Source organism: Mucilaginibacter sp. 320_HR (assembly GCF_059691875.1).
Window position 1 is genome coordinate 181,956 of record NZ_JCAWAI010000005.1, and the last position, 16,402, is coordinate 198,357.

The window sequence follows — 16,402 nt, forward strand, 5'->3', positions numbered from 1 at the left end:
AATCGTTGAAATAAAGCAAAGTATATCCCCGGGCATGGAAACAAAAACTTGTAATCGACTGTAGTAATTACAAGGGTTTCTATAGCAGTATAGCTATTCTTCGATATTCACTTCTATTTAAAATATTGCTATGAAACCCATTTTTCGCTTTATCATTCTTTTGAGCTTATCTTTTGCAATTACTCTAACATCCTGTTCAAGAAAACTGACATTTGTTACCTCTTCAGTCGTACCCGCCGCCGAGGGCTATGCTAAAATCAACAAAGACAACAATAACAATTATGCTATTAATGTCAAGGTTAAGCACCTGGCAGAACCTGACCGCTTGCAACCTAAACGCGAACTATATGTGGTATGGATGGTAACCGAAAGTAACGGTACCAAAAATATCGGGCAGCTTAAAAGCAGCAGTGGTTTCTTCTCCAGTGTTTTAGAAGGAGAACTGAATACCGTCAGTTCATTTAAACCGGAACGCGTATTTATTACCGCCGAAAATGACGCGAATATCCAGTATCCCGGCAGTATGGTTATTCTAACTACCAAGGGCAAGAATTAAGATCAGCAATTATGCAAAATGATGAGCAATACTTTCTTTCAGGTCTTTTCAATGAGATAGGAAAAGCTGAAAAAGCTTACAGCGCACTGCTCCTCATGGGCTATAAGCAGGAAGAAGTCAATGTAGCAATGGCCAGTATAACCCGTGACAAGCTTCACGCGGCAGACCTGCAGATAGGAACTCCTAAACCAGAACCAAAGACCGATTATGACGGAACAATAGATGGCGGTATTACTGGCGGCTTGCTTGGCAGTATCGCATTTACAATAGGAGCATTTGGCAGCAATCTTTTCATCCCCGGATTAGGCCTGGTGTTGATGGGACCACTTGCCGCGGGTCTTTTAGGGGCAGGTGCCGGTGGCCTGACAGGCGGCATCATCGGCAAGATGTTATCCCCTGGCGTCCCTGAACCACAATCAGAATTGATTACCCAAGGCTTAAAAAACGGCAAGATCATGCTGGCAATGGTACCTCACAATGTGCGTGATGAGAAAGCGATTCATGCTAAGTGGACTGCACTCGATGCTGAAATTATTCAAAAACCAATTAAAGACCAACTCAATGACTGAACATAGAAATAAATTATTCCCATTTGCCTGGGTATTACTGGCATTAGTGATCATGGCGTTCATCGCCTATTTCCTTTACGAGAATCGTTTTAAGGGCAAACCAGAAATAAATCTGCATAACCAAGAGGTTAAACTAATTGATAAGCATGAAAACGATACTACCGTTGCCTCTTATATCACATTCGTAAATGACGAAAATAGTAAAATGAGCCTGGATCATGAATATTCCAATACCGCTCTGTTAAAACTTTCCAAGGCGATAAGCGCAATGGCGCATTCAACTGGATACGTGGTAAAGGCAGATCTTAATCAAGCGGAGACTGATGCCAACAAGATAACGGTAGACCCACTCGTGATCACGCACGCGGACAATATCCGCAAGGCCGCCGATATTCTATCTGAAGCTTTAAGTACCCTTCAGCAGGCGAAGTATCCGACGCTCGCGAGTGATGCTGCAGCAGTCAGTGTTGCTGCACAACAGATTAACCCTGATGAGATGACCCTTGACCAGAAAAATAAGGTCAAAGGCTTCTTTCAAAGATCGGCAGAGTTGCTGAAAAAAATGAATTAACTAAAATCATATAAGATGAAAATACAGATCAATACAGACCATAACATAGAAGGTAATGAACGCCTGCAAGCATTTCTGGAGAACAAAATAACGAATGCACTAAGTCGCTTTGAAAGCCACATTAGCCGAATTGAGCTGCACCTGAGCGATGATAACGCCGGAAAAAGTGGCCCGGATGATAAACGTTGTCTTTTAGAGGCACGCATGGAAGGCCGCGAGCCTTTTTCCGTGACGGCTAATGCGGAAACAGTTGAAAGCGCTGTAAATTCGGCTATTGAAAAAATAAAAAAGGTATTAACGACAGCTTTAGAAAAAATGAGTTAATAAATAGACATAATGCTATGAACAAGTTCGGACTAATTGCCATTACCGCCATAGTAGCTGCCCTGGTCAGCTTTACTACTTTCAAAATCATGGGGTCGTCCAATGCGATTGCAACTGATCCCGCTGATACAGCCGCTCAATCAATTTACTTTGCTAAAGCGCCCGAAGGAGGACGTTCAACAGCTAATACACCGGAATTTACACAGGCAGCTGCACTGGTTACTCAGTCGATAGTACATATTAAAGTGAAACTGAACAAGACGGCAGGCAATGATCAATATGATCCTTATTATGGTTCGCGGCAACCTGCAACGCAAGTTATGGCTTCAGGTTCGGGTGTGATCTTTAGCAAAGACGGCTACATCGTAACCAACAACCACGTAGTAGAAGGGGCGACAGAAATAGAAGTGATATTGACCGATAAGCGGATCTTCCCAGCGAAACTCGTTGGCCGCGATCCGAATACCGACCTGGCTGTGATCAGGATCAATACAAATGATCTTACACCTATAATTATAGGCAACTCTGATGATGTGCAGATCGGCGAGTGGGTGCTAGCTGCGGGCTATCCCTTTTCGCTTAATACAACGGTAACCGCAGGTATAGTAAGCGCTAAAGAACGAAGCATAGGCATTATTGGTAAACCCGAGAACGGACAGCCGGCAACTACTTCAGCCATGAGTTCTGCGGTAGAAGCCTATATTCAGACAGACGCGGCAATCAATCCGGGAAATAGCGGTGGTGCGCTGGTCAATACCAGCGGGCAATTGATCGGTATCAATGCGGCTATTGCTTCTCAAACCGGAAGTTATGAAGGTTACGGATTTGCCATACCAGTTAACCTGGCCCAAAAGATCGTAACAGACCTGATCAAATACGGAACGGTGAAACGAGGCCTGTTAGGCGTTAGTTTTCCGTCACCTGCTACCGAAGATCAGTTCCTGATCCATCAGGGTATTAAACCTGGCAGCGTACAGGGAGCATATGTGACTAATGTGCAGGAAGGTAGCGCCGCAACTGCGGGAGGTATAAAATCCGGCGACATCATACAGCAAATCGATGATATAAAGATCGGTTCATCGGTGGAATTATCTGAACGGATCGCAAGGCACAATCCCGGCGACAAACTAACGATTACGCTTAAACGCGGTGATCAAACTATCAAGGTAAACGTAACGCTTAAGGCTCAGGAAGCGGCTCCCGAGGCAGGTGTAAACATAAGCACACCAACCCTTTCGTCAAAATTAGGTGCAACATTTGCGCCGCTGAGCGATGCCTTTAAACTACATTACCGAATGAATACGGGTTTGGCCGTTACCGAAGTAGACCCTAAAGGGCTTTTTGCACAGATCGGGATTCAGCGAGGGGCTATTATTTTAAGTATAAATGGCCGCCGCATCAATAGCGTAAACGATATGGCCACGGCATTTAATGCGGCAAACAACGGTATCGTCCGTTTTGAATGCGTTACGCCTGATGGCTCTCGTATCGTTTTTAATTTATCACTCGGCGCTTAAAACTTTAAACTATGACCACTTACAACAAATTATCTTCAGCAGATCAGCAGGAACTTTTAAGGTTCCCGGTATATGTTTCTTTATTGGCTGCAAATGCTGACGGCACAACAGACGATGAAGAGAAAAACACGGCAATAGCATTCGAACATACTAAAACCTACACATCCGATCCTGCACTTGGTGATTTTTATAAACGCTCGGAAAAGTTGTTTAAACAAAACTGGAAGAAACTTGACCAGTCTCTTCCAAAAGGCAAAATCGAACGCGATAAAGCGTTGAAGGATTTTTTAGCTGGTGACAACATTATACTCCATAGACTTGGCAAAATTTACCAGGCAGTAATGCATAAAAGTATGCAAGCCTTTAAAGACCATGTTTCCATGGCACATCATAACATCCTCGAGGATTTTATTTTCCCTATCCCTATCAAGGGTATAAATGATTAAAGATGCTTTTTCAATAGTTTATTCCGGGTATTTTGCCCGGGGTAGACATTGAAATTAAAAAACTCAAATATGAAAGACAACGAAGAAATTACAAGAACAACTCCCCGCAGATCTGCCTGGAATAAGCCGCTGATAAAGAAAACCCTTATCATAGCAGGTGTTATCCTTTTTATTGGCCTGGCGTCAATTATTTACTACCGATATTACTTTGTATTTGGAGAAGGTGTTAAAGCCGGCCAGCTTAATTATTTTGTGGAAAAAGGATATGTTTTTAAAACACATGAAGGCAGGTTGATCCAGGCGGGTATAAGGACGCAGCAGCCCGGGGCTATCGCTTCTAATGAATTTATGTTCTCTGTTACTGATTCACGTTTGGCAGATTCGCTGAACCACCATGCAGGAAGCATCTTAGAATTACATTATAAAGAATATTTGCATACACTTCCATGGCGTGGGGTAAGCCATTTTGTTGTGGACAGTATTTATGCTGTCAAAGCCGGTACAAATCCCTAAGCATGACCAGCCGGTTATCAAAAGCATTAAGGGCGACCTATAACAAGACGATTAATAGCATAGCCTTTTATCCTGCGCTGATAGCGGTGGGGTTCCTTTTGCTATCATGGTTGATGCTGGAACTGGATTTTTCTGAGACCGGTAAACATATTAAAGCCAATTATAGCTGGGTAAGGTTGAAGGATGCCAGCACCGCGCGTACGATTGTATCCACCATTGCAGGCGGCATTATCTCGCTGATGGTGTTCAGCTTTTCTATGGTAATGATCCTTCTGAACCAGGCTGCTTCGCAAATGAGCAACCGCATGCTGGAAAGCATGATCGGGAACCGTTTTCAGCAATTGGTACTCGGTTTATATATCGGCACTATCGTCTATTCGCTATTTCTACTCAGTACCATCAGAGATATTGAATCAGGTATATATGTGCCGGCATTAAGTATCTATCTTTTACTGCTGGTCACTATAGCTGACATTTTCATGTTTATTTACTTTTTGCACTATGTCACGCAATCCGTAAAGTTTGAAACGATTATTGGGCGGGTGCATTCTCAAACGTTCACAGCGTTAAAAAAGGATTGTAAGTCTAACGATGTCCCCGTTTCTTACACTTCATCTTCTGAAGGGCAGTGGATCATAACCGCTTCGGCCGGTTACTACCAGGGCTTTGACCAAAAACAACTTTTTTCTACAACCTGCGACTTGGAGGGCGTTTTCCACTTGCTTCACTCCCCAGGGACCTTCTTATTAAAAGGGCAGAAAGTTGCTGGGTTTTACGGAGAAAATATACTGACCAAAGAACAAAAGGGTGACCTGCTAATGTCACTCGACTTTTACGCAGGACAAGATGTAAAGCAAAATTTTTACTATGGTTTTCATCAATTAACAGAAGTAGCCCTTAAGGCACTCAGTCCCGGCATTAATGATCCTGAAACAGCGGTTCTAAGTATATATGCGCTGGCTGATCTTTTTGAATACCGGCTTAGCCATCATCCTCAACTGGCGATCACCAACGAGGTTGGAGAAACGAAGATCTATCTAACCGGAAGGAGCTTTAAAGAATTATTTGAAGAATGTATTTATCCGGTGTGGGACTACGGCAGCGAAGACCGTTATGTACAAAACGCTTTGAAATCGATGTTATCGCAATTGCTGGACGCCGGGCCTGGTAACGAAGCTGAAAAAACCCTAACAGAAATGCTGCAAAATGTAAATGAGAAAATCGCCGGAAAGATGGCAGTCAGTAAATAAAGTTAATCTATTATGGAAGCTATGAATTATTATCCATTACGTTTTCCACCGATTTACCAATATCGCTTATGGGGTGGCCGAAGGCTGGAAAATTTTCTTTCAGAGCCGTTGCCTGACGGGCCGGTTGGCGAAGCCTGGTTATTGAGTGACCGGGACGAACACGCAAGTTTAGTTGCAGACGGGCCTTTAGCCGGACAATCACTTTTGCAACTGATTCGCGCCGACGAAAAAGGCATTATGGGAAAGTTCGCCGGCCATTTTGATCGCTTCCCATTGTTACTTAAATTTTTGGACTGCCAAGATGTACTATCCGTGCAAGTCCATCCCTCTGATGAGCAGAAGGCATATCTACCTGATGGAGAGCATGGGAAAACAGAAGGATGGGTAGTATTGGAAACAGGTGATGAAAGCCTGATCTATGCGGGCTTAACAAAGGGCACGACCCCGGAATCATTAAAAAAATCTTTGCAAGAAAAAAAAGTAGCGGAACATTTACACAGTTTTAAACCGGATAAGGGTGATAGCGTATTGATCAAAGCAGGCACCGTCCATACCCTAAAAGGGGTGGTAGTGTTAGAAGTACAGGAGAACAGCGACGTCACTTTCAGGCTCTCTGACTGGGATCGGACAGATAAAAAAACGGGCAAGCCGCGTCCGTTACAGGTAAAGCAGGCATTGGCTTGCATAGATTATGACCAGGTAAATATTGGGCCTGTAAAATCGTCTTCGTCTCAATCGCCTATTGTTTTAGAATCGGATCACTTTACGGTTTGGAAACATCACAAAAAAGAAACGTTTTCTGTTGGAAAAGCCCGTGAACCGCGAGTTTTGGTATGCACAGACGGGCAGGGAAAGATTGGCTGGCATGAAAACTATCCCTTAAAAAAAGGAAATGTGTTCCTGCTGCCGGCTCAAATGGGTGAATGCAAAGTTATACCTATTGGGCAAATAGAACTTCTGGAGGTAGGAATTCCTTCATAAATATATCGTATGAAAAAATTAATTGTATTCGATTTAGATGGGACGCTTGCGGAAAGTAAAGCCGCTATAGACAAAGAAATGGCAAACCTGTTTCATGACCTGCTGAAGGTTGCCAGGGTAGCCATTATTTCCGGAGGAGCATGGCCACAGTTTGAAAAACAGGTGATCGCTCATTTGCCGAAAGAAAGTGACCTGAACAAGTTATCGATCCTGCCTACCTGTGGCACCAAATTCTATAGCTATGAGAACGATGATTGGAAAAAGCTTTATGCCGAAAACTTCACGGAGGCACAAAAACAAAAGATAGAAGATTCCTTAAAAAAGGCCGTCGAAAAATCGGGGTTCAAAGCAGAAAAGATATGGGGTGAACAGATTGAAGACCGGGATAGCCAGATCACTTTTTCTGCCTTAGGGCAAAAAGCTCCGCTGGAGCCAAAAAAAGCCTGGGATCCTGATTTTGAAAAGAGAAAAAAGATCAAGTCGATCTTAAAGAAGATGATCCCGGAGTTCGCGATCAACCTGGGTGGTGCTACGTCTATCGATGTTACCAAACCGGGCATCGATAAAGCTTACGGGATGCATAAGCTGGAAGAGGTCCTGAAGATCAGTATCAACGACATGCTTTTTATAGGTGATGCATTATTTGACGGAGGGAATGATTACCCCGCGAAGACCAGCGGTGCAGACTGCATCCAGGTGCGTGATCCGGAAGACACCAAAATCATTATTCAAACAATTATTACCTGCCAAAAGTAATTACCTATGCAATCTTTAAAATTGAAACGCCTGGTCACCATCATGGAGCCGGATATGAATAATCCCATGGAGGCGGGCGGCGTATTAAACCCGGCCGCCGCAAGGGGAAAGGATGGAAACTTATATTTATTCCCGAGAATCGCAACCAAGGAGAATTATTCAAGAATCGGTATCGTTAAAGTACTGTTTGATAAAGCGGGAAACCCAAATGGTGTAGAACGCCTGGGTATCGCGCTTGAGCCGGAAGCGGATTACGAGAAACGACCTGATGGCGGCGGTGGTTGTGAAGATGCCCGTGTGACATATGTCGAGCCACTGGAGCGTTATATTATGACGTACACCGCATTCTCGCCAGATGGCCCGAGGATTGCCATGGCACAATCCATAGATCTCTTTCATTGGGAGCGTTTAGGACTGGTTAATTATAAACCTTACGAAAATATTGATTTTGACGACGTAAATAATAAAGACGCCTGCGTTTTTCCTATACAGATACCCAGCCCGCACGGGCATCGTGCATTAGGCATGTTGCATCGCCCGCTTTTCCCGGGCACCTCACCAGAGGAAAAAGCGGCACATCCCTGGGATAAAGCGGTTCATAAACATCATGAAAGTATCTGGTTATCCTATTGCCATATTCACCCGGAAAAACAGGAAAGCGAAAAATGGAACCCTGCTGAATTCACTTCACACAGGCCGCTCGCTGTGCCTGTATTTGATTGGGAAAAAATAAAGATAGGATCCGGTACACCTCCGGTAATGACAAAGTTTGGTTGGATGTTTTTGTACCACGGTGTTCATGCAAGTGAGCAATCTACACCTGAAAAAGAACAATTGATTTATTCAGCCGGTGTCATGTTTTTATCAGCGGATAATCCCTATGATATTGCGTTCAGATCATTTGAGCCAATACTGACCCCGACGCTTCCTGAAGAAAAGGTCGGCGTAATAGCTGATGTCGTATTCCCAACGGGTATTGACCAGCGGACTGATATTGGCATGCCCGACCGTTATGATGTTTATTATGGAATGGCCGACAATCGGATAGGTGTTGCGCGTCTTGACCTTCCTCAAAGCCTGGAGTGGCTATAATCTTTTATAAAATGAATAAAGTAAATGATTTCCTTCCCCGCAGCGTGCAAACGCTGTTATTACTGTTCCTGATCTTTGGCGGCCTTTATTTCTCAGCCGGCTTTTTAACACCAGTTGCTTTGGCAGGTATATTGGCTATGCTTTTCCTGCCTTTTAGCAGATGGATGGAAAAGAAGGGCATCAATCGTACCGTAGCGGCGGTGATATGTGTGCTTACCCTTCTTTTTGTGGTCGCCGGTTTTCTTTTTTTGATCAGCTGGCGGGTTTCTAATTTGCAGGCTAATCTGGATCAGATAGAACAGCAGTTCAATAAATACCTTGGGCAAGTACAAAATTATATTAATAATAGTTTTGGTGTGTCCAAACAACAGCAGGATCAAATGCTGAAAAAGCAAGGGTCATCCACTGCGGGCGGTGCAGCGACCTACATTGCTGGATTTGTAGCTACGTTGTTAAGTTCTGTTACTACCGCCGTTCTTTTACTGATCTATATGTTTCTCTTTATTAATTCGCGTGCGCATTTTAAAAAATTCCTTTTAAAGTTGGTAAAGACCGAAGATCAGGCCAATACGAAACAGATCATTACCCAAACCACGGAAGTTGCGCAGAATTACGTGTCGGGCCTTGCTAAAATGATCTTTTGCCTGTGGATCATGTATGGCATAGGTTTTTCTGTTGTAGGGGTTAACAATGCAATATTCTTTGCAATTTTATGCGGGACATTGGAAATTATACCATTTGTTGGTAATATAACGGGCACAGGGCTAACCGTTCTAATGGCACTGGCACAAGGCGGCGGAAGCAGCATGGTCATTAGCGTATTGATCACTTATGGCCTGGTGCAGTTTATTCAAAGCTATATCCTGCAGCCACTGGTTGTGGGTAAGGACGTAGATGTAAGTCCATTGTTTACCATTATGGTACTGGTTTTGGGTGAAGCCGTATGGGGTGTAGGAGGTATGGTACTGGCTATTCCGGTCTTGGGAATGGTAAAGATCGTTTGCGACCATATAGAACCGTTAAAACCTTATGGTTACCTGATAGGTAATGGTGATGAAGGGAAAAGAGAAAAACCACTGACCGAAAAAATAAAGTCCTGGTTTAAATGAGCAAGTAAAAAAACTTGTTATGCTACATAACCTATTGGCAACACCCATTAAGTGACAATTTTATTACCTATTTTCTTTCAGATGAAACTTCCATCCACCAATAATACAGCTTAAGACATTCGAGCAAATTATATTTATTTTAACTATTGACATGTAATGCTTACTTTCGCAAAGTTTTCCACACTTCGGAAACAAGATAGCAACAAAAATGACCTGAAAAAAGGACGGAATTTTTGTTACTAATTTGTTACTAAAATCTCATAATTTCCTGATAATCACATGCTCAGTACTTTCTGTATCGGTAAGTAACTTAAAGCCTGAAAAATTCAGCTCGTTGTTATCACCGAATTCTTACTCTTTCGTTTTCTGCTTTATAGTTTTTATCGCCTGGTTGTATGTTAAAAGCCCGGTAAAAAGGCGCAAAGTTCATAAGTGGTCCGTTTACCCGCCACATGGCCGGCGAATGCGGGTTGGTGTTTACGTAAGTACGCAGAAAGGCGTCTCTGGTTTTCACTCGCCATATTCTTGCTATAGATAAGAAGAAGCGCTGATCAGGCGTAAAACCATCAATTTTCTCATTGCCTTTACCCTGTTCAGTCATTTTGAAGGCATCATAGGCGATAGCTATGCCACCATTGTCTGCAGTGTTCTCGCCTAAGGTCAAAGGTCCTTTAATATGCACTGTGTCCAACACAGTGAAGGTGCTATACAATTCAGATAGCTTTGTAGTTCTCTCTTTAAACTTCCTGTAATCTTCTTTGGTCCACCAATTTTTCACATTTCCATCTTTATCAAATTGGGCACCCTGGTCGTCAAAGGCATGTGTCATTTCATGACCTATCACCATGCCTATACCACCGTAGTTGATGGCATCATCTGCTGAAAAGTCGAAATAAGGATACTTAAGTATGCCGGCAGGAAATACAATTTCATTCACTGGCGGATTGTAGTAAGCAGTAACTGTTGATGGCGTTGTTTGCCACTCTGTTTTATCAACCGGCTTATTCAACTTTGCCAGCTCGTATTTAAAGTCATTTTTATTGAGAGATATTATGTTTTCAAAAAGTTTGGTCCTGGTAATCTGCACATCATCGTAGTTCCGCCACTTATCGGGATAACCTATTTTCTTAATAATGGTGTACAGTTTCTCCTTGGCTTTCAATTTTGTGCTATCGCTCATCCAATCAAGCTGATTAATGCGGTTTTCAAATGCTTTTTGTAAATTATTCACAAGGGTAAGCACGCGCTTTTTTGCATCTTCATTAAAATACCGCTTTACATACAATTGACCTAATGCCTGTCCTAAAAGGTTATCAACCATCGCGGTCATAGTCTGGCGGCGCGACTTCTGTGTATCCTCACCTGACAGGACTTTGTTAAACTCGAACGAGGCATTTACAAATGGCTGACTTAGAACAGGCGCATAGTTTTGAATAGTAGCCGCTTTCAAATAGGTTTTCCAGTTGGTAAGACTAACCGACTTTAACATTGTATTTAACTTGTTATAGTAACCTGGCTGCGCCATGTCAATGGAGTCGGTAGTGGCACCTATACCGGCGAGCAAAGTGGTCCACCCAATATTAGATTGACTCTTTGCCATAGCAGATACAGCCTTTTTGTTAAAGTTTGCGTTAACATCTCTTAGCTCAATATTGGTTCTGCTACCTGCAGCTAAATCCTTTTCTATGAGGTATACTATATTCGCATTCTTAATGGCTTGCGAACGACTGCTCCCTGTTAGTTGAAACAAAGTTTGTAAGTAGTTCTTATAAGCTTTTTGAACCTGCAGCGTTGTGGAATCTGTTTTAAAGTAATAACCTTTTTCTGGCAAATTGATGCCTGCCTGGTAAACATGGGCTATGTTAATCGAACTGTTCTTATTATCAGGGGATACTCCGAAGCTGATTAATAAACGGTCGCCCGCAGCGGTTTCAGCTGCGATGAATTTCAGAAGCATAGGTATGCTATTTATAGCTTCAATACGCGCGAGTATAGGTTTAAGTGGTGCATATCCGCGGCTATTAATGGTTGCCATGTCCATACCTGAAGCATAAAAGTCTCCCACCTTCTGTTCAATGCTGCCAGCGGTGTTTTTTGTTTTAGATACGCTATCCAGGATGTTCTGCAGTAAACGCTTTTGCGGGATGTTTAAAAACGAGTAAGAGCCTACACCCGCTTGGTCATTATCTATTTTTGCGGTATCGTACCAGCGCCCGTTTACATACCTGAAGAAGTTATCGCCCGGCTTAACAGAGGGGTCAAGCCCGGGTACATCCACAAAGCTTTTATGCTGTGCATTTGAATAATTGTAAGCGAGAAGAAATAGTAAGGTTAAACAAAGCGTAACTACCCGTTTCATAAAAAAAGATTTTTTTAAAGGTAGTAATTGTATCTAAGTCGCCAAAAAGCACAGGCTATCCTGTTTGTCGCGTAAGTCTTAATTGAAGTCGTTACGTTTTGATTGCGGAGTAACACCATAAGCTGTGTTGAATACGGTTTAAACCGCGCATTAATAAAAGTAAAAGGAGACGCAAGTTGCTTTCAGCTGTTGAATACTACTACTGTATTTGGCGTTTTCAGGTGCGTCGGTCGATGAAATACGCCATCAGTCGGTGGTTTAGTTATTGATATAAATTGCTTAACAATGTGACAACAAAAGTCACATTGTTAAGCATACCTATCATCATCGCTTGAATACATTTATGACAAATTAAAGGTGTAATTCTATCAAGCTGCTGTTACTAATAATAAGAATATCGTTTATTAAGTTGCCCAGTTATTTTAAAACTGAGTTGCTATAAATATGATATTCACCTGGCGCATAAGTAGCGTTATACGGGAGCGTAACATTAATGGATGTTCCCGTCATGTAGTCGTACCATGTACCTGCACTAGGGAATGCCACTGTAGCAGATTGACTATTCACGTCAAAGTTGCCGACAACAACTACGTTTTGCCCCGAACCTGTTAAGTACGCTGTTTTAACAGAACCTGAAGAGTTGGCAGTGATAGTTGATGTTGAGAATACCGGATTGCTGATTTTCATTTTGATCAACTTAGCAAATGTTGTATAAAGTTTATGGCGTAGCGGATCTTTGTTGTATTCCCAACGGATGGGCTTTTCTCCGGTGCGCCCGTTCTGATCAATAGAAACGTCGTAACCTAATTCGCCAAATTGCCATATCATTTTTGGCCCGGGTGCAGTTAACAGGAATGCTGCCGCGGCTTCCTGACGTGCTAATGCAGTAGACAGTGTTTTTACGCTGTAGCCGTTTGCACCTGATGTATTACCATATTGCAGGTTTTTAAACATAAGGCGTTCTTCGTCATGGCTTTCCATGTAGGTAACCAGGTTATCTGGCTGGGAGAAACCCGAATGATTGGTAAAGTAAAGTCGCGAGAAGTTTGATGTGGGCACATAACCCATTGTAGCCTCGTTGAAATTGTAGTTGATGTTGCTCCAAAACATCATTCCGTTATCTGATAATTCTTTTTCTTCGCGGTCGCTGCCGAAAAACTCTAATATGTTATAAAAGTTATTATTGTCTATACTTTTGATGAAGTTGTTGTACTCGTTCCATATGGCAACACGACTTGCGTCATATGCGGCAAATGAAGCATCGTCGCTGCTTACTTTTTGGGTAAATCCCTTTGCAAGGTCAAAACGGTAGCCATCAATTTTAAACTGAGTCATATAAAACTTCATTACGTTTTTTGCAAAGTATTTGGTTGCGGCACTTTCGTGATTAAAATCGTACCCAACGTTGTATGGATGGGTCGGGTTCACGTTGAACCATGGGCTGGTACTTGTAGGTTTTTGTATAGCCTTGTCAAAATAAAGCTGCACCATCGGCGATTGTCCGAAAGAATGATTGAGTACCATGTCCAGTATTACCGCTATGCCTCTGGAGTGGCACTCGTCAATTAGCGCTTTTAAATCGTTTTTTGAACCATAGTATTTATCTACTGCAAAGTAAAACGACGGATTATATCCCCACGACAGGTTGCCTTCAAACTCGTTTATCGGCATAAGTTCCACTGCGTTAACACCCAGGTTACTTAGGTAATCTAAAGTGTCTTTTATTGTCTTGTAACTGTGTGTGCCAACAAAATCGCGCACATGCAGTTCATATATAACCAGCTTGTTTTTGTCCGGACGAACAAAGTTGGTGTTTTTCCAGGCGTAAGCCGGCTGATTAGCTTGCATAACACTTACTATACCCTCCTGGCCGGCAGGGTAGGGCTTTAAGGCAGGGTAAACAGAAGCCGGTATATATTGGTCATTTGCAGGATCGAGCACTTTTTCACAATAAGGATCGGCCACTTTCAAATTACCATCAACCAAAAATTGATATGCATATTCTTTATTAGCATCAAGGTTGTCTATTTGTATCCACCAGTTATTTCCATCAGGAGTAACGTTCATTGCAGTAGGCTGCCAGTTGTTAAACTCGCCAATTACACCAACTGAGGTTTTGCCGGGTGCATATAAGTTGAATATGGCAGATGTACCAGAGTTGATAAATGTTACTCCGTCGCCCGCGCCAACAGGCAGTGCTTTGCCGTTTGTTACTGGCGGGTTAACTACGCCATTTCCGCCGGTACTTGGCGTGCCGGGATCGACATTTTTTTTGCTACAGCTTACTGTGCCCAACAACAAGCCAATGATTCCCGTTAGTAAAATAATCCTTCTCATAAGTACAGGTTTGTTAATACAGCTTTAGCTGTTATAGTTTTTATTGATGTAAAATATATCCGGTAGTTGCAGGTATGGTAATAATATTGCTAACGGTAGAAATGCCTTGCTGGTTCACTTTGTCACCGTCAGCCACCATTGTCCAGTTGCCGGCCGGCAACTTATATTGCTTTGCAGAAGCATTACCGTTAAGGATCACCATAATAGTGCTCCACTTATCCCTATTCGCCTTACCGTTCAATGTGTAAGCAATTAGTTCCTTGTCGTTTGTTGTTATAAAACTGAGGTGCTTCTGAATCATTTTAGTTGTTGGCATTCGGAATGCCGGATGACTTTTGCGTAAATTAACGAGACCCCTGTAGTAATCATAAACAGCCTTATACCGAGCTTTCCGTTGCCAATCAATCTGGTTAATACTATCGGGCGATTTATAAGAGTTGGCTACACCTTTCTTAGTTCGCAGGAATTCTGCACCCGAGTGCAAAAACGGTACACCTTGTGAGGTAAGCACTGTTGTATTGCTAAGTTTATCCATCTTTATCAACTCTGCTTCAGTAGCGTCAGGATTAGCTATTTTAAGGCGATCAAACAAAGTATTATCGTCATGGCAGGATGCATAACTTATAGCCTGGTAGGGTTGACTAGCCCATGGCGCTTTAGAATAATTTACAGCACTATAATCTATTTGGGGGTGTCGTACCGCACCGGTAATGCCAAATTTTACACTTTCTGCAGTACCAGCCTGTGCACTCACAAACCCTCGGGATTTTACATCACTAAAGCCACCTTTAAGTCCGTCTCGCATGTCATCGCCAAATGCGGCTATCTGGTGTAGTTGTGCTGTGTGGGCTTTGGTTGCACGCAGGCTGTCAGGCAATATGCTATCACCAGCGGTCCAGCCTTCGCCGTAGATGAATATAGTAGGGTCGTATTTATGAAGCGCGTCGCTTAACGCGTTCATAGTAGCAATGTCATGTACCCCCATCAAGTCAAACCTGAAACCATCAATGTGATATTCTTTGGCCCAATACAATACCGATTCGATCATGAATTTGCGCATCATCGGCCGTTCAGATGCAGTCTCGTTACCACATCCCGTTCCGTTAGAGTATTGGCCCGAAGCAGTTTTGCGGTAAAAGTATCCCGGCGCAAACTGATTAAATACCGAGTGTTCGGTATCATTTGTGTGATTGTAAACAACATCTAAAACTACCCTCAGCCCGTTACCATGCATGGCTTTCACCATCTGCTTAAATTCGCGGATGCGTACATTACCATTATATGCATCGGTTGCGTAGCTACCTTCAGGTACGTTATAGTTTTGTGGGTCATAACCCCAGTTGTACTGACCGTTTGATGATTTAGATTCATCAATTGTAGCAAAGTCAAAAGAGGGGAGTAGATGAACATGGGTTATACCCAGCTCTTTCATATGGCTTAATCCTGTAAACTGGCCGTCGGTGCTTCTGGTACCCACTTCGGCTAAGCCTAGAAATTTTCCTTTATGTGTAATCCCGGAATTTGGGTCAATGGAAATGTCTCTTACATGAGTCTCGTACAGCACTATATTGGTAAAGTTCTTTAATGCCGGTTTTTTATCAGCAGCCCACCCAGCAGGGTTTGTTTCTGCCAGGTTAACTACCATGCCGCGTTTTCCATTAACACCTACGGCTTTAGCATACATATCAGGCACTTCCAGCAACCATTTACCGGCTTGCATCACCTGAAAGGTATAATACTGGTTTTTAATATCCTTTAACACCGTTGCCGACCAAACACCATTTTCCTGTTGCTTCAAGTCAAGCTTTTGGAGCGCATTACCGCCCTCGCCTTTGGAATACAGGCGAAGCTTAACAGCCGATGCTTGAGGCGCCCAAACTTTAAATACTGTCTTCAAAGGAGAATAGGTGATGCCCAGATCAGTTCCGTTATAAACCGGATAGTTATCTGCTACCGGCCTGAGTGATGTTAAAGCGATCACCAATAAAAGTATCATTCCGTAAAACCTAAACCCCCTCATCT

The 16,402-nt window shown here is 42.9% G+C and carries 15 protein-coding genes; 12 read left to right on the forward strand and 3 right to left on the reverse strand.

The window, feature by feature from the left end; translation table 11 throughout:
• Positions 1–130 precede the first annotated feature (130 nt).
• From AC59GT_RS18165 to AC59GT_RS18220, 12 genes are all read left to right on the forward strand, one after another.
• The gene (locus tag AC59GT_RS18165) at positions 131–556 is read left to right on the forward strand and encodes a hypothetical protein (protein ID WP_497238962.1); all 426 of its coding nucleotides are present in this window, start codon (positions 131–133) and stop codon (positions 554–556) included.
• 11 nt (positions 557–567) lie between these two features.
• Positions 568–1,125 carry a hypothetical protein gene (locus tag AC59GT_RS18170; protein WP_497238963.1) on the forward strand — a complete coding sequence of 186 codons (558 nt, stop codon included), beginning with the start codon at positions 568–570 and terminating at the stop codon, positions 1,123–1,125.
• Positions 1,118–1,696 carry a hypothetical protein gene (locus tag AC59GT_RS18175; RefSeq protein ID WP_497238964.1) on the forward strand — a complete coding sequence of 193 codons (579 nt, stop codon included), beginning with the start codon at positions 1,118–1,120 and terminating at the stop codon, positions 1,694–1,696. Before AC59GT_RS18170 ends, AC59GT_RS18175 begins: the two co-directional genes overlap by 8 nt.
• A gap of 15 nt (positions 1,697–1,711) precedes the next feature.
• Entirely contained in the window at positions 1,712–2,020 is a 309-nt protein-coding gene (locus AC59GT_RS18180) for an HPF/RaiA family ribosome-associated protein (RefSeq protein WP_497238965.1), read from the forward strand.
• Positions 2,021–2,037: 17 nt separating this feature from the next.
• Positions 2,038–3,537 (forward strand): trypsin-like peptidase domain-containing protein, encoded by a 1,500-nt coding sequence (locus AC59GT_RS18185; RefSeq protein ID WP_497238966.1) that lies wholly within the window; start codon positions 2,038–2,040, stop codon positions 3,535–3,537.
• Between the two features lie 11 nt (positions 3,538–3,548).
• On the forward strand, positions 3,549–3,983 hold the full coding sequence (locus tag AC59GT_RS18190; protein ID WP_497238967.1) for a hypothetical protein: 435 nt from the start codon (positions 3,549–3,551) through the stop codon (positions 3,981–3,983).
• Positions 3,984–4,052: 69 nt separating this feature from the next.
• Positions 4,053–4,496 (forward strand): hypothetical protein, encoded by a 444-nt coding sequence (locus AC59GT_RS18195; protein WP_497238968.1) that lies wholly within the window; start codon positions 4,053–4,055, stop codon positions 4,494–4,496.
• Between the two features lie 2 nt (positions 4,497–4,498).
• Positions 4,499–5,746 (forward strand): DUF2254 domain-containing protein, encoded by a 1,248-nt coding sequence (locus AC59GT_RS18200; protein ID WP_497238969.1) that lies wholly within the window; start codon positions 4,499–4,501, stop codon positions 5,744–5,746.
• 12 nt (positions 5,747–5,758) lie between these two features.
• Complete coding sequence (locus tag AC59GT_RS18205) at positions 5,759–6,727, forward strand: type I phosphomannose isomerase catalytic subunit (protein WP_497238970.1); 969 nt, start codon at positions 5,759–5,761, stop codon at positions 6,725–6,727.
• A 9-nt stretch (positions 6,728–6,736) separates the two neighbouring features.
• On the forward strand, positions 6,737–7,483 hold the full coding sequence (locus AC59GT_RS18210; RefSeq protein ID WP_497238971.1) for an HAD-IIB family hydrolase: 747 nt from the start codon (positions 6,737–6,739) through the stop codon (positions 7,481–7,483).
• A 6-nt stretch (positions 7,484–7,489) separates the two neighbouring features.
• Entirely contained in the window at positions 7,490–8,575 is a 1,086-nt protein-coding gene (locus AC59GT_RS18215) for a glycoside hydrolase family 130 protein (RefSeq protein ID WP_497238972.1), read from the forward strand.
• An 11-nt stretch (positions 8,576–8,586) separates the two neighbouring features.
• The gene (locus tag AC59GT_RS18220) at positions 8,587–9,684 is read left to right on the forward strand and encodes an AI-2E family transporter (RefSeq protein WP_497238973.1); all 1,098 of its coding nucleotides are present in this window, start codon (positions 8,587–8,589) and stop codon (positions 9,682–9,684) included.
• A gap of 340 nt (positions 9,685–10,024) precedes the next feature.
• Here the strand turns inward: AC59GT_RS18220 and AC59GT_RS18225 are convergent, their stop codons facing one another.
• The 3 genes from AC59GT_RS18225 to pulA all read right to left on the reverse strand — a co-directional run bounded on the left by AC59GT_RS18225 (position 10,025) and on the right by pulA (position 16,400).
• Positions 10,025–12,043 (reverse strand): M13 family metallopeptidase, encoded by a 2,019-nt coding sequence (locus tag AC59GT_RS18225; protein WP_497238974.1) that lies wholly within the window; start codon positions 12,041–12,043, stop codon positions 10,025–10,027.
• 417 nt (positions 12,044–12,460) lie between these two features.
• Positions 12,461–14,380: an alpha-amylase family glycosyl hydrolase gene (locus tag AC59GT_RS18230; protein ID WP_497238975.1), complete on the reverse strand. Its 1,920-nt coding sequence runs from the start codon at positions 14,378–14,380 to the stop codon at positions 12,461–12,463.
• Between the two features lie 40 nt (positions 14,381–14,420).
• Positions 14,421–16,400, reverse strand: a complete 1,980-nt coding sequence (pulA, locus tag AC59GT_RS18235) for a type I pullulanase (protein ID WP_497238976.1) — start codon at positions 16,398–16,400, stop codon at positions 14,421–14,423.
• Positions 16,401–16,402 lie beyond the last annotated feature (2 nt).

What these genes read in the sequence shown, in the direction of transcription:
- AC59GT_RS18165 (WP_497238962.1), top strand. Translation starts at nt 131, where the DNA reads ATGAAACCCATTTTTCGCTTTATCATTCTTTTGAGCTTATCTTTTGCA.
- AC59GT_RS18170 (WP_497238963.1), top strand. Translation starts at nt 568, where the DNA reads ATGCAAAATGATGAGCAATACTTTCTTTCAGGTCTTTTCAATGAGATA.
- AC59GT_RS18175 (WP_497238964.1), top strand. Translation starts at nt 1,118, where the DNA reads ATGACTGAACATAGAAATAAATTATTCCCATTTGCCTGGGTATTACTG.
- AC59GT_RS18180 (WP_497238965.1), top strand. Translation starts at nt 1,712, where the DNA reads ATGAAAATACAGATCAATACAGACCATAACATAGAAGGTAATGAACGC.
- AC59GT_RS18185 (WP_497238966.1), top strand. Translation starts at nt 2,038, where the DNA reads ATGAACAAGTTCGGACTAATTGCCATTACCGCCATAGTAGCTGCCCTG.
- AC59GT_RS18190 (WP_497238967.1), top strand. Translation starts at nt 3,549, where the DNA reads ATGACCACTTACAACAAATTATCTTCAGCAGATCAGCAGGAACTTTTA.
- AC59GT_RS18195 (WP_497238968.1), top strand. Translation starts at nt 4,053, where the DNA reads ATGAAAGACAACGAAGAAATTACAAGAACAACTCCCCGCAGATCTGCC.
- AC59GT_RS18200 (WP_497238969.1), top strand. Translation starts at nt 4,499, where the DNA reads ATGACCAGCCGGTTATCAAAAGCATTAAGGGCGACCTATAACAAGACG.
- AC59GT_RS18205 (WP_497238970.1), top strand. Translation starts at nt 5,759, where the DNA reads ATGGAAGCTATGAATTATTATCCATTACGTTTTCCACCGATTTACCAA.
- AC59GT_RS18210 (WP_497238971.1), top strand. Translation starts at nt 6,737, where the DNA reads ATGAAAAAATTAATTGTATTCGATTTAGATGGGACGCTTGCGGAAAGT.
- AC59GT_RS18215 (WP_497238972.1), top strand. Translation starts at nt 7,490, where the DNA reads ATGCAATCTTTAAAATTGAAACGCCTGGTCACCATCATGGAGCCGGAT.
- AC59GT_RS18220 (WP_497238973.1), top strand. Translation starts at nt 8,587, where the DNA reads ATGAATAAAGTAAATGATTTCCTTCCCCGCAGCGTGCAAACGCTGTTA.
- AC59GT_RS18225 (WP_497238974.1), bottom strand. Translation starts at nt 12,043, where the DNA reads ATGAAACGGGTAGTTACGCTTTGTTTAACCTTACTATTTCTTCTCGCT.
- AC59GT_RS18230 (WP_497238975.1), bottom strand. Translation starts at nt 14,380, where the DNA reads ATGAGAAGGATTATTTTACTAACGGGAATCATTGGCTTGTTGTTGGGC.
- pulA (WP_497238976.1), bottom strand. Translation starts at nt 16,400, where the DNA reads ATGAGGGGGTTTAGGTTTTACGGAATGATACTTTTATTGGTGATCGCT.